The sequence below is a fragment of the Microbacterium sp. RG1 genome (assembly GCF_005347485.1).
Taxonomy (GTDB): Bacteria; Actinomycetota; Actinomycetes; order Actinomycetales; family Microbacteriaceae; genus Microbacterium; species Microbacterium binotii_A.
Genome location: NZ_CP034121.1, coordinates 1,631,020 through 1,643,590 on the forward strand (window position 1 = coordinate 1,631,020; position 12,571 = coordinate 1,643,590).

15 protein-coding genes and 1 tRNA gene are annotated in these 12,571 nt (G+C 67.4%); 7 read left to right on the forward strand and 9 right to left on the reverse strand.

The window, feature by feature from the left end; all coding sequences use genetic code 11:
- Positions 1-10 precede the first annotated feature (10 nt).
- On the forward strand, positions 11-418 hold the full coding sequence (gene msrB / locus EHF32_RS07860; RefSeq protein ID WP_137417660.1) for a peptide-methionine (R)-S-oxide reductase MsrB: 408 nt from the start codon (positions 11-13) through the stop codon (positions 416-418).
- Positions 415-954 (forward strand): nitroreductase family protein, encoded by a 540-nt coding sequence (locus EHF32_RS07865; protein WP_234074889.1) that lies wholly within the window; start codon positions 415-417, stop codon positions 952-954. Before msrB ends, EHF32_RS07865 begins: the two co-directional genes overlap by 4 nt.
- Here EHF32_RS07865 and EHF32_RS07870 read toward each other — a convergent pair whose 3' ends face one another.
- The 3 genes from EHF32_RS07870 to EHF32_RS07880 form a co-directional block, all read right to left on the reverse strand.
- Positions 955-1,902, reverse strand: a complete 948-nt coding sequence (locus tag EHF32_RS07870) for a DMT family transporter (RefSeq protein WP_238343659.1) — start codon at positions 1,900-1,902, stop codon at positions 955-957. It abuts the gene before it with no gap.
- A 26-nt stretch (positions 1,903-1,928) separates the two neighbouring features.
- Positions 1,929-2,528: a hypothetical protein gene (locus EHF32_RS07875; protein ID WP_137417661.1), complete on the reverse strand. Its 600-nt coding sequence runs from the start codon at positions 2,526-2,528 to the stop codon at positions 1,929-1,931.
- A 69-nt stretch (positions 2,529-2,597) separates the two neighbouring features.
- The gene (locus tag EHF32_RS07880) at positions 2,598-3,113 is read right to left on the reverse strand and encodes a MarR family winged helix-turn-helix transcriptional regulator (protein ID WP_137417662.1); all 516 of its coding nucleotides are present in this window, start codon (positions 3,111-3,113) and stop codon (positions 2,598-2,600) included.
- 98 nt (positions 3,114-3,211) lie between these two features.
- Between EHF32_RS07880 and EHF32_RS07885 the strand changes: the two genes are divergently transcribed.
- The 3 genes from EHF32_RS07885 to EHF32_RS16035 all read left to right on the forward strand — a co-directional run bounded on the left by EHF32_RS07885 (position 3,212) and on the right by EHF32_RS16035 (position 5,539).
- A complete protein-coding gene (locus EHF32_RS07885; RefSeq protein WP_137417663.1) occupies positions 3,212-3,541 on the forward strand; it encodes a DUF7882 family protein in 330 nt (109 codons plus the stop codon).
- Complete coding sequence (locus EHF32_RS07890) at positions 3,538-3,879, forward strand: hypothetical protein (RefSeq protein WP_137417664.1); 342 nt, start codon at positions 3,538-3,540, stop codon at positions 3,877-3,879. The genes EHF32_RS07885 and EHF32_RS07890 overlap by 4 nt, the downstream gene beginning before the upstream one ends.
- Positions 3,880-3,991: 112 nt before the next feature.
- Positions 3,992-5,539, forward strand: coding sequence for a helix-turn-helix domain-containing protein (locus EHF32_RS16035; RefSeq protein ID WP_137417665.1), 1,548 nt, complete (start codon positions 3,992-3,994; stop codon positions 5,537-5,539).
- Positions 5,540-5,557: 18 nt separating this feature from the next.
- On the opposite strand, the gene EHF32_RS16040 is transcribed toward EHF32_RS16035, so the two are convergent.
- The 5 genes from EHF32_RS16040 to EHF32_RS07915 all read right to left on the reverse strand — a co-directional run bounded on the left by EHF32_RS16040 (position 5,558) and on the right by EHF32_RS07915 (position 9,181).
- Positions 5,558-6,991, reverse strand: coding sequence for a helix-turn-helix domain-containing protein (locus EHF32_RS16040; protein WP_238343839.1), 1,434 nt, complete (start codon positions 6,989-6,991; stop codon positions 5,558-5,560).
- Positions 6,992-7,292: 301 nt separating this feature from the next.
- Positions 7,293-7,565 carry a hypothetical protein gene (locus EHF32_RS16220; RefSeq protein ID WP_443189845.1) on the reverse strand — a complete coding sequence of 91 codons (273 nt, stop codon included), beginning with the start codon at positions 7,563-7,565 and terminating at the stop codon, positions 7,293-7,295.
- A gap of 22 nt (positions 7,566-7,587) precedes the next feature.
- On the reverse strand, positions 7,588-7,899 hold the full coding sequence (locus EHF32_RS07905; RefSeq protein WP_137417666.1) for a hypothetical protein: 312 nt from the start codon (positions 7,897-7,899) through the stop codon (positions 7,588-7,590).
- A gap of 203 nt (positions 7,900-8,102) precedes the next feature.
- Positions 8,103-8,175, reverse strand: a tRNA-Thr gene (locus tag EHF32_RS07910).
- Positions 8,176-8,242: 67 nt separating this feature from the next.
- Positions 8,243-9,181: a DsbA family protein gene (locus EHF32_RS07915; RefSeq protein WP_137417667.1), complete on the reverse strand. Its 939-nt coding sequence runs from the start codon at positions 9,179-9,181 to the stop codon at positions 8,243-8,245.
- A gap of 210 nt (positions 9,182-9,391) precedes the next feature.
- On the opposite strand from EHF32_RS07915, the gene EHF32_RS07920 reads away from it, so the two are divergent.
- Together EHF32_RS07920 and EHF32_RS07925 are read left to right on the forward strand one after the other, a co-directional pair.
- On the forward strand, positions 9,392-10,495 hold the full coding sequence (locus EHF32_RS07920; RefSeq protein WP_137417668.1) for an ABC transporter ATP-binding protein: 1,104 nt from the start codon (positions 9,392-9,394) through the stop codon (positions 10,493-10,495).
- Positions 10,496-10,565: 70 nt separating this feature from the next.
- The gene (locus EHF32_RS07925) at positions 10,566-11,885 is read left to right on the forward strand and encodes a DUF4032 domain-containing protein (RefSeq protein ID WP_137417669.1); all 1,320 of its coding nucleotides are present in this window, start codon (positions 10,566-10,568) and stop codon (positions 11,883-11,885) included.
- Positions 11,886-11,922: 37 nt separating this feature from the next.
- Here the strand turns inward: EHF32_RS07925 and EHF32_RS07930 are convergent, their stop codons facing one another.
- Entirely contained in the window at positions 11,923-12,564 is a 642-nt protein-coding gene (locus EHF32_RS07930; RefSeq protein WP_137417670.1) for an NAD(P)-dependent oxidoreductase, read from the reverse strand.
- Positions 12,565-12,571 lie beyond the last annotated feature (7 nt).

A 12,571-nucleotide genomic window follows, 5' to 3' on the forward strand; every position in this document is an offset into this window, starting at 1 on the left:
AGGAGGACCAATGAGCTACGCAGTGAACAAGTCCGAGGAGCAGTGGCGCGAGGAGCTCGGAGCAGACAAGTACGCGGTCTTGCGTGAGGCGGCCACCGAGCGCGCCTGGACGGGCGAGTTGCTCGACGAGTCGCGGGCGGGACTGTATGCCTGTGCCGCGTGCGGTGCCGAGCTGTTCAAGAGCGGGACGAAGTTCGACTCGCATTGCGGCTGGCCGAGCTTCTACGAGTCGGTCCGACCCGAGGCCGTGGAGCTGATCGAGGACAACAGCCACGGGATGGTGCGCACCGAGGTGCGCTGCGCCTCCTGCGGCTCCCACCTGGGTCACGTGTTCCCCGACGGTTTCGGCACGCCCACCGGCGACCGGTACTGCATGAACTCGATCGCTCTCGAGTTCACTCCGGAGGCGGACGCATGACCACCGGCGCACGCGACGCGATGCGCGTGCGCCGATCGTGGTCCAAAGTGACCGACGAGGCGCCGACGCATGACGAGCTCGTCGACATGGTCGCGGCCGCGGGACGGGTGGCCGACCACTCGTCGCTGCGACCCTGGCGGCTGATCGAGCTGCGCGGCGAGGACCGCGAGCGTCTCGGGCGTGCGATCCACAAAGCAGAGAAGAAGGACGGAGCATCGACCAAGCCGCTGCGCGCCCCCCTGCTGATCGCGGTCGTCGCCCGCATCCAGAAGGACAAGGTCCCGGATTGGGAGCAGGAGGCAGTCGCGTCCGGCGTCGCCCACATGCTGAGCCTGGCTCTCGACGAGGCCGGATGGGGCGTCATCTGGCGCACGGGCCACTACACCCGCAGCAAAGCGGTCGCCAAGGTGCACGGGCTGCGCAAGAACGAACGGCTGCTGGGGTGGCTCTACGTCGGGCGAAAGCCGGAGCCGTCCCGCGATACGCGGATCAAGCAGATCGACGGTGCCGCGTTCCTCAGCAGGCTCCCGCGCTGATCATCGACGCCGCCAACGGGGAACGGTCGCCACGACGACACCCATGACAGCCACGACCACGGCGATCAACGCCACCCCGATGGGCGGTCCGGCATGTCCGGGAAAGAGCGCGTCGATGGCGACCGACGCACCGAGCAAGCCGACCACCGAGCCGAGCCCCAGCTGCAGGACACCGGTGTGCCGCACGAGCGCTGCCGACAGGAAGATGTAGACGACGCCGATGGCGCCACCCACGTAGAGCCAGGGCTCGGTCGGCAATCGACGCGGTCCTGCAAGCACGAGCTGCACGCCGGCCGCAGCCGTCAGGAGCACGGTGCCGCCGGCGAAGTTCACGAGTGTGGCCGTCAGCGGACTGCCCACCTCGTTGCGCAGCCGCCCGTTCGTGGCCTGCTGCCAGGCGATTCCCGCTCCCGCGAGCAGGGGAAGCACGAGCAGCCAGACGGGAACGGATGCCGCTCGCTCGCCCACCAGTGAGACGACGACCGCCGCAACGACGAGCAGAGCCCCGGCAAGGCGTCCTATCGTGACGCCGACGACGCCGGCGGGGCCGTAGCCGACCCGATCGAGGACGACGCCGTTGACGGTCTGGCCCGCGACCACGCCGACGGTGAAGGCCGCGACGCCGATCGCCGCGACCGCGAGCCCCTGCGTGAAGACGGTGAACGCGCCCGCGGCGCCGCCGAGGATCATCCACACCGGGATGCGGCGCTCGCGAACGCCCGCGACCAGGCGGGCGATTCCCGCACGACCGCCCGCCAGCAGCGCACTGAGGGCGAGCAGGATGACGAAACCCGATCCGAACGAGATGGCGGCGGCCGTCAGCGCATCACCGATCGCTGCACCCAGCGCGCCGTTGATCTGCGCCTGCGTCGCGGTGAGAACGCCCACGAGGACAGCGCCGGCAACGGCGATCGGTCGGGGCAGGCGACGCGGGTGGGACGAGGTCACCGATCGAGACTACGCGGCGGCGCGGTTCACGATCCCCAGACAGCAGCGACCAGATCCGTCAGCAACGCATCCCCATCGGTGTTCGTCGCCGACTGATAGATCCACACGCCGTCGCGCACGTAGATCGTCTCGACGGTGTCGACGGGGTAGGTCGTCCCGGCGAGCGTCTGCGTGCAGATGAAGGCGGGCGCGTCCCCGACCTGGCAGGAATAGCCCTCTGCCGGCAGCGTCGACTCCGCATAGGACTGCGCCGCATCCGCATCCGCTCGACTGATCAAGAGGAGGTAGCCCGTGGCGTCGCCGACGATCCAGTTGCAGCCGAGGGCGAGGTTCGCACCCGGCGGCTCCGGGCGGGTGAACTGGGCCGCGTCGCCGTACTCCGTCATCTGGTCGACCGTCGCGGCTCGGGTCGCAGCAGAGCCGACCGCGCCGCAATCACCGGGGATCTGCACCGGCTCCGCCTGAGGGCTCGGCGTGAGGGTGACGCTCGGCGTCGGCGTAGGCGTGCCTGTCGAGACAGCCGCCGCACTGGTGGGAGAGCTCGAGTCCGGCGTACCGCCGCACCCGGTGAGTACGAGCGCCAGCCCGATCAAGAAGACGCTGCCGGTGATCTTGACGTTGCGCATCCCCGCCCCCCTCGTGCGGGCGAGTGTACGCCCGAGCATGCCCTGCCCGATATGGGTGATCAGACGGATTCAGGCGGTGGAGACCTGAGCACTGACGGGGGGATCCACCGCATCCACAGCCTCCGTCATCGCGTGGAGGAAGCCGACGATGGCATCAGCGTCCCTCGGGTCGAGGAAACGGACGGCTGCCATCATCCGCGTGTGCATACCGTCGAGCGTGCGGCGCACCTCGATGTGAGCGAGATCGGTCGTCTCGACGAGCAATCGCCGTCGGTCCTGCGGGTGCGGCTTGCGCTTGAGGTGTCCGCTGCGCTCGAGCCGATCCAGAATGCCGGTGACCGAGGGCGTGGAGACGCCGAGGTAGCGGCCGATGTCGACGGGCGAGACTTCCCCGCCCTGCCCGGCTGCACGCATCAAATACTGCAGCACGAGAAGGTCGTTCTCGCCCATGCCCATGGAGTCCTGGGTACGGCGGCGCATCGCCATCTCGGAGGCGCGATAGGTCCGCAGCGCGTCGAGCACTCGCCTTCCCGCTTGCTGGCGCACGTCATTCGCGTCATACCAGTACATCGCGCGGTCGCTCATCGAAACTCACGATTCGCGAAATGTTTGTTTGCCATATCGCTAGTCTACCTAGTAATGTCCACATCGAACAAGCTTCCTCTCGATCGAAAGGCATCCTCATGGGACAGCTCTACTACGCAAACGCCACTGACCCGGTCGAGATGAGCGATCGCCTGCTGGCGCACGTCAAGGTGGTCGCCACCACGAAGTTGCGTCGCCAGGAGTCCTTCACGCTCAACCTCCGCGGGGCAGACGGGCGCGAGACGCTGTGGATCCACTCATCCATCCCGCTGCGCTTCGTCCTCTCCTCCGCCGAGCCCGAATCGCTGAACCCCGTCTTCCTTCAGTCGCTCGCCGAGTCCGCCAGTTCGACGGCGGGGCTCACGGTCGACATGGACGACGAGGTTCCCGCCGCCCAGCAGCAGCAGCCGCGTCGGCGGGCGGCATGACGACGACGCTCGCGCCGTTCATCGCGGCCACATCCCGGACCACATGGAATCAGGCCGATGACGGGCTGTACGTCGCTCAGCGCGACGGAGACTTCTTCGGCTACATCGACCGCAACGACGACGGCAGCTTCGTCGCTTTCGACCGCTTCTCCTCACCCGTGGGGCGTTATGCGACCCTCGCCGCCGCGAAGGCGTCGCTGACGACGGTCGTCTCCGATCCGATAAACCGGCAGCGGTTGCGCACTCGCGAACGCCTGCCCTTCGTGGCTGCGACATGGGCGGGGCTGGCTGCCGTCGCCGTGGCCGTCACCGCAGGAGTTCTGGCCCCCGGGTTCTGACCGTCCATCGGCGGCCCGGACGACGCCGCTGATATGGTCGAACAGACCGACATAGGGGTGTCGGAGCACGGACAGGGCGCCTACCCGAAACGGCGTCGATGCCGTGTCGGGGGTGACGACTTTGACGCATGCCATCGGCCGACAGATCGAGCAGCTGTTGGAGGCGCGCGACTGGCAGCGCGCAGCCGGTCTCATCGAGGTCCACTGGGGTGAAACCCTCCTTACGGAGCCCCGTCGACTGCGGACATGGCTGTTCCGATTCCCGGAGGATTTCGCCCGACGCAACTCACGCATCATCCAGGGCAAGGTGTACCTGGACAGGATCATCGACGGTCCGGGCTCTCATACGACCAAGTTTCGGGGCGGCACGTCCGCCAGCGAAGCGCAGTCGGCCTTCGACCGCGTCACCCAACTGACCATCCGGGCCGCGGCAGCACGCGCCGGCGGCGACCTGAACGAAGCTACGCAGCATGCCCTACTCGCGCGCCGGGTGCTGGATGAGAGCGCAGTGGATGAACGCGAGAACATGCGGCCCGCTCTCCCGGAGATGACGTATGCATGGGGCTACGTGTGGGAGCACGCCGGCGATCTCCGGCCTGCGTTCCGCGAGTACTCCTACAGCTACGACTTGGCTCTTCTCCTGGGAGACCTCATGGGTCAGTCCAGAAGCGCCGCCGCCATCGCATGGTGCCACGCACTGGCCGGGCGGAACTCGGAGGCGCGACGGTGGCTCGAGCGCGTACCCGAAATGGGGGACGACTGGTGGGCACCTCGCAGCCGCGCGGTGGTCCTCCTCGCGGAGGCGCTGCTTCTGTCTGACCGGCTCTCCTTCGATGAGGCGAGAGCGCGCCTCGCGCTCGTCGATCTCCAGGCGGCGAGCGAACGCACTCATGCGCATATGTACGTCAGCGCGCTCCTCGCGGAATCACCCGGCGAGGCCATGCGCCTGTTGGTGGGCGTGGACGCGCCCGCGATGACCATCGCGGACTCCGCCTCGCGGGGGCAGAGCGCCGCATTTGTGGCTCTCTCGAAGCATGCTCTTCTCACGAAGCTGGGAATGCACACCGCCGCCCGCGAGGCTCTGGGAGTCGATGACGATCTCGGCGGCGAGGTCATCTCCGCGCTCGTGCGTGTTCAGCGCATCGCAGCAGACGCGCACGCGGGGCTCGACGAGAGAGTGATGCATGCGGCTTCGCTCATGAGCGCGAGCAGCTCGCACGCGCCGCGTGCGCTGGTCGCAGCGCTCGCGCTGCGCGCGGCTGCCTCTCGCCATCTCGCGATGGGCACGGGCGCGGACGAGTTCCGCCTGGCCGCATCCATCGCGTCGGAGCAGGAGTTGTACTCGCCGTTCGCGCTGCTCCCCCGTGCCGACGTGCGCGAACTCACCGCTGACAGCAACACGCTCTCACCGGATGTCGCCGACGCGATCGTCCGCGCCGCCAGAGTCGATGCGGGCGACCCGTTCCAGAAACTGACACCACGCGAGCGGGCGGTACTCGGCGTTCGCCTCAATGACGCGACGCTCGAGGAGATCGCGACGGAGCACTACCTCTCGATCAACACCGTCAAGTCTCAGATCCGGAGCGCATATCGCAAACTCGGTATCTCATCCGTGGAAGAACTGCGTTCGCTCGCCGCGACGTACGGCTTCGCGGGGTGAGCCGGGAGCATGCCGGTGTCAGTTGCGGCGAGGTGGCTGACGCTCATAGAACCCGCCTCGCTCCAGAAGCTGCACTGCACTCTGACGTGAAGAGACTCCGAGTTTGACGTAGAGCGATCGCACTTGCGACTTCACCGTGTTCCTGGAGACGAAACGTTCGCGAGCAATCTGATCGAGGGTGAGGTCCTCCCTCATCTGCCACGCCAGCTCCGTCTCGCGTGGCGTGAGCAGCGGCAAGGCTCGCACACGTAACCCGGACGGCTTGGGCAGCTTCTTCAGCCGGTTCGACAGCGAGGACACAAGCGATTCCCACGCCTCGTTGCGCGCCGCGAACTTCGTGAGAAGAGTCTGCAGCTGCGTGATCGACAGCGTCAGCAGCGGCGTCGCCGACCCCGACTCCGTCATCATTCTCAGGGCGTCCTCGACTTCGATGTCCGCAATGCGCTGGTCTCCGAGCGCCAGGTGCGCGAGAGCACGGCGAAGGAGTATCGGCGTCAGAGTCCGCAGACTGTGCTCCGTACCCAGAGACACGCATCCGCTCGTGACGCGAAGGACCGCCGCATAGTCTTCCCGCATCAAGTACGCCGACGCTCGCTGCATGTCGAAACAGAGGGCGTGCCCCGCAGGAGAGGGGATCTGATCCAGCACGGTGAGCGCACGGTCCGGCTCACCGCGTGTCAGAAGGGCATCGGCGAGAATTCCCGTTGCGAAGCCACGGATCATGGGGAGCACCCTCTCGTCGCGCGTGCTCGCGACCACGTTCGTCGCGATTGTGACCGCCGCACCAGGGTCACCGTTGACGAGGGCGACCATGGAGTCCACAGCCGTGGCGGCGGCTGCATATCGCGGATTCGACGGGAACGTCCTCAAGGCGCTGGCCAATGCGGAGAGTCTGTCCGGGTCGAGCTCCGCGGAGTGGATGAGGATCTCGCCCAGGATGAGTGGAAAGCCGCTCACGTCGGGCGACCACCCCGACCTTCGAGCGATTGCCCGGGCCGTCGCGGCGGCGTCTGTTGCAGCCGCGTAATCGCCGAACAGCGCCGAGCAGACACAGACCAGAGAATGGGCTCGGAAGAGCGCCTCTTCGCTCTCCGCGGCTTCGGCCGCCTGCGCGGCGCGGTAAGAGAAGGTTGCGCCTTCGCGCGCCTGCCCCGATGTCACGAACGCTTCGGCCACCGCGGACCACATCACGCTGCACTCCAACGGAGAGAGAAACGCGCCGACCGAGGCCGGCATCAACTCGGCGATCCGCTCGGCCAGTTCGAGAGCTTCGGCGTATGCACCGATCTGCAGCCGAGCAAGGATGACGCCGGTACTTGCGCGCAACCGGACCGCGCCATCAACCTCAGCAAGCGACAGAGACGGGATCGCGGCCACTCGATGCAGGACGGAAGCCCCGAGGTGATCAGCGCCGCGAAGCCCTATCTGCGCTGCCCGCTCGGCCTGACTCACATCGAACAACGATCAATCCAATTACTCTGTCACCCCCGACGCGCGGGATGCGGCGACCGGTTGTCTGCCCATTCGGGCTGGGAGCAGATTGCGTGTCGCGCTCGGTCGCTTCGCTTGCTTAGGTCTTTATACGGGTTCGGATTCCCGGAGAAGCGGGTGTCGCGCGCGGACTCACCCAGAAGTTCACCCACGAGCTCATCTCCGAGCCTTCACCAGCGTTCGCGAGTGAGGTTCCCCGTGGTTGTGGAACCCTTCGTGACGATCTGGTTTGTGGCCGGGCATGCAACGCACCCTTCGGGCGCTAGGACAGTTGTCCCTCACGATCGACCTGAGCGCCTACCCTGCCTCGGATGAGGAAGACGAGCACGAGGCCCACAGCGATGACCGCAAAGTTGCCAAGGCTAGCGACGGCAGCAAGGGGTCCTTCGGCGGGGTACTGAGCTTGCATGAAGATCGCGGGATCCGTGCTCGCGTGCAAAAGCACGGGGGCTAGCAGCGTGCGCGTAACCCGCATTGCCAGGTACATAAGGATGCCGAAGAAGAACGTGTACACGAGTTGCAGCAGGGTCGGCACGATCGCCTGACCGACGAGAAGGTTAGGTGAACACGTAGTCCAAGCCAGCGGCGTCGTAATCGATGCTGAACATGTGCAGCACGTTGAAAAGCAGAGCGACAGCGACAGCGATCCACATCCAACCCCTGCCGACGATCGGCTGTCGCGCAAACAGACCGCGCAACCATCCCACCGACGCACCGAAGATCGCCGACAGAAGGCAGCCGAGAAGCACCGGACCGGCGAAGAAGACGAGAACGTACGAAGCGGTCCCCGGCTCACCCGCGAAGGTCACGATGGGTGCGACAGAGAATCCGACGACTTCATAGAGCACCAAGTACACGACCGCGAGCAAGACGGAAACATAGCCTGCGATGGACTCGGCTCGGGGCAGGCAGTGTGCACCCGTAAACCGAGAAAGCAGCGACGAGCTCTGCGCACACGATGACCGCTCTGGACTTCCCCCGCGGTGGGCGCACCACCGCGCAAAGCGCTGGGTTTCCGTTGGGTCGGAGCCCTGTTTCTGACTCTCGCTCCCCCGCATTCCCAGTGTTCCCGTGCCGGCTACAGGACTTGAACCTGCAACCCCCGTATTACAAGTACGGTGCGCTACCAATTGCGCCAAGCCGGCGTGACCGCCTGGCGGTCTCACGCCCTCGCGAGCGCAGGGACGAGTCTATGCGCTCAGCGCGGGCGGATCACGACGACGGGGTCGGCGTGGGCGTGGGGCTGGCCGTGCGGTAGTACGCGTCGCTCGCCGTGGTGAGCACGAACTGCGCGAACTCCTTCGGGTCGTCGAGTGCGCCCTGGTACAGCTCGCCGTTGACGAAGATCATCGGCGTGCTGGTGAGTGTCAGCCCGTCCGTGCCGGGGATGCCGGCGACGGCCGCGTCGGTCGCGCTCTTGGCCCATGCCATGAACTCGCCGTTCTCGATGCAGGAACGCACCTGACGGGGTTCGGCCGCCCCCGCTGCCTGGGCCATGTCGGCGAGCGTCTCGTCGCTCAGCCCGTCGGATGTGGCCTCGGGCTGCTGCAGCAGCAGTTGGTGGTTGAACGCGAACACCGTGTCGGGCGAATAGGTCGCGACACAGGCCGCTGCACCCGCGGCACGCAGCGAGTACTTCGTGCCGTTCGACTTGGCCGTGAGCATGGCGACGGGGTGGTACGAGAGCGTCGCAGCCCCCTCCGTCACCCACGAGGAAAGCTGGGGAGCGTTCGCCGTCTCGAACTGCTTCGCGCCGGGCGCGAGGTAATCCACGTAGACGCGGATGTCGACGGAGGACCGGTTCGTGGGTACCGGCGTGGGGGTCGTGTCACCCTGCGGCGCCGCAGACTCTGTCGGCGCGGACTCGTCCACCGAACCGCCGAGCACCGACACACCGGCGACGGATGCGACGGCGAAGCCGCCGTCGACCGCGCCGCTCGGCTGCAGCTGCGGGGAGGAGGTCGACGAACTCACCGCGAACACCACCGCCGCGACCACGGCACCGACGACCGCCACGCCGCTGATCGAGAGCGCGGCCAGGCGAAGTCGACCGACTCGCGCGTGGCGCTGCCGCACTCGCTGCGCCTTCTCGCGCACCGCCTCGCGGCGATCGCTCGGCGCCGGGACGTTCGATGAGTCGTCGCTCGACATAGGACCTCTGAAGAAAACGTAGGGACCGGCGGAGTCCGGTCGGGCCGCACGGGAAACAGCCGATCCGATGCTAGCCAGACAGCCTGAGAAATGCCCAGACGCTCGTGCCATACTGAGAGGTGCGCCCGATGGCGGGCGTTGCGGGTCACCCCCGCGCATCCATCACTACGGATCGTCCGGCACGTACCTGCCGGTGAAGGAGAAGAAACAGTGGCAACTGTCACGTTCGACAACGCAACGCGTCTGTACCCGGGGGGAACCCGCCCGGCCGTCGACAAGCTCAACCTCGAGGTCGGAGACGGCGAGTTCCTCGTCCTGGTCGGCCCCTCCGGTTGCGGTAAGTCCACCTCGCTGCGCATGCTCGCCGGCCTCGAAGAGGTCAACTCGGGCAGCATCCGCATCGGCGACCGCGACGTCACCGACGTCCCGCCGAAGGACCGCGACATCGCGATGGTGTTCCAGAACTACGCCCTCTACCCCCACATGACGGTCGCCGAGAACATGGGCTTCGCGCTCAAGATCGCCGGCGTCGGCAAGGAGGAGCGCGCCCAGCGTGTGCTCGAGGCAGCCAAGCTCCTCGACCTCGAGGAGTACCTGACCCGCAAGCCGAAGGCCCTCTCGGGTGGTCAGCGTCAGCGTGTCGCCATGGGTCGCGCCATCGTGCGTCAGCCCCAGGTCTTCCTCATGGACGAGCCGCTGTCGAACCTCGACGCCAAGCTCCGCGTGCAGACGCGTACGCAGATCGCGTCGCTGGTTCGCCGCCTCGGCGTCACCACGGTCTACGTCACGCACGACCAGACCGAGGCGCTCACCATGGGTGACCGCATCGCCGTGCTGAAGGACGGCCTGCTGCAGCAGGTCGGCACCCCGCGCGACCTGTACGAGAAGCCGAAGAACGTCTTCGTCGCCGGCTTCATCGGCTCCCCCGCCATGAACCTCTTCCCGGCCGACCTGGCCGAGGGCGGCGTTCGCTTCGGTGACCTCGTGGTCCCCGTCGAGGCCGACACCATCGGCAAGGCGCACGGCACCGAGGTCACGATCGGTGTGCGTCCCGAGGACATCCAGGTGGCTCCGGCCGACGGCAAGGGCCTCTCGGTCGTCGTCGACCTGATCGAAGAGCTCGGCGCCGACGGCTACCTGTACGGCCACTCCGAGATCAACGGCAAGCGCACCGACATCGTGGCGCGCGTCGACGGTCGTCGTCACCCGAGCGCCGGCGAGACGGTCATCCTCGCGCCCGTGCCCGGCCACGTGCACGTGTTCGATCTCGAGAGCGGCGAGCGCCTGAACGACAAGGCGATCGCTTCGGTCTGATCGGAACGACCCCCGCGGCGCGGCGGATCCACCCGGATCCGTCGCGCCGCGACATATGTGGAGGGACACCATGGCGGATTCGCTGACGATCACGGCCAGTGCGATCGATCCCGCGCTGCTGACGCTGCCATGGAGCACGCCGCTCGCGGACTGGTCCAGCAACGACATCGTGCAGCTCCCCAAGGGCCTCTCACGCCACCTGGTGCGCTTCTCGACCCTCAGCGGCAAGGTCATCGCCGTCAAGGAGACCACTGGTGAGATGGCGCGGCGCGAGTACGACATGCTCGGAAACCTCGCCCGCCTCGACGTCCCGTGCGTCGACCGTTTCGCTGTGATCGACGGGCGGACGGATGCGGCCGGCCACCCGCTGCCGGCGGCCCTGGTGACCGCCCACCTCAAGTTCTCACTGCCGTACCGCGCCCTGTTCACCCAGGTGCTGCGCCCGAACACCGCCTCGCGCCTCGTCGACGCCCTCGCGGTCCTCCTCGTGCGTCTGCACAACGTGGGGTTCTTCTGGGGCGACGTCTCGCTCTCAAACACCCTCTTCCGACGGGATGCGGGCGCCTTCGCCGCGTATCTCGTGGATGCCGAGACGGGCGAGCTTCACGAAGGCGGCCTGACGCGGGGTCAGCGCGAGCACGACCTGGATGTGGCGCGCACGAACATCGCCGGCGAGATCATGGATCTCGCCGCCGGCGGTCGTCTGGCCGGTGACGTCGACGCGCTCGACATCGCCGACGGCATCGTCTCCTCGTACCGATCGCTCTGGGCGGCACTGACCGACAAGGAGAGCTTCTCCGCAGCGGAGTCGTGGCGGATCACCGAGCGGGTGCAGCGGCTGAACGCGCTCGGGTTCGACATCGGGGAGATGTCGATCGACACGGCGACTGACGGCGCCCTCGTCTCCATCCAGCCCAAGGTCGTCGACGCCGGACACCATCAACGCCGTCTGCTGCGCCTGACCGGTCTCGACGTCGAGGAGAACCAGGCGCGGCGACTCCTCAACGACCTCGACGAGTTCCGTGCACGCATCTCCCGCGTGGGCTCCGACGAGGAGATGGTCGCCCACGAATGGCTCACGCGGAAGTTCGAGCCGGTCGTCAAAGCCATCCCCTTCGATCTGCGCTCCAAGCTGGAGCCCGCGGAGGTCTACCACCAGGTTCTGGAGCACAGCTGGTACATGTCGCAGGCTCGGGGCCGCTCCGTGCCGCTCGCGGAGGTGCTCACGAGCTACATCGACGACGTCCTGCGTCACCGCCGTGACGAGGCCACCGTGGTGGGTCCGCCCACCGAGGCGACGTCGATCATCCCCGTGCTGCGCGACGACTACGTGCCTCGCGACGCGGACGACGATGAGGATGAGGCGATCGACTGGCGAGACCTGGTCTGATCACGGTCGGCGGCTCGCCGCATCCGATCACGCCGGTTCAGTAGCCGACGGTGAAGCGCTCCCGCGAGTGACGCGGCGTCTCGATCTCGTCGAGCACAGCCACGGCGAGGTCGGCGCCCGAGATGAACGAGTCGCCGTTGTCATCGACGACGAGCACGTCCCCGCCGTCACGATACGAGCCCGTGCGCTCCCCCGGCGCCCACGCGCCGAAACCGCCTGCGGGGTGGATGTAGAACCAGTCGCGGTCGCCCGCGCGCGTCTGGAGGTCTTCGAGGATGCCGATCGCCTCGAGCGCTTCGGGCTTGTACTCCTCCGCGAAGCTCTCGGTGTCGACGAGACGCGGGCCGCCCTCGGCGACGAGACTGCCGCCCGCGCCGCCGATGACGCCGATGCGCACGTCCTCGGGCAGCACCGAGAGCAGCTGCTCGATCGCCGGGCGGAGCGCGCCGAGCATGTCGCCGCGCGCGGCCACGGCCGAGACGACGACATCCACACCGAGCAGCTCGTTCACGAGGGTGGGGACATCCAGCAGCGTGGCCTCGACGTAGACCGCGCCCTCGACGCGTTCGGCGGGGACGGTGCGCGCGACCGAGAGCACCGTATGCCCGCGTCGGACCGCCTCTGCGACGATGTGGCTACCGGCGTAGCCGGTTCCTCCGAGAACGGCGATGCGAGACATGGATGCT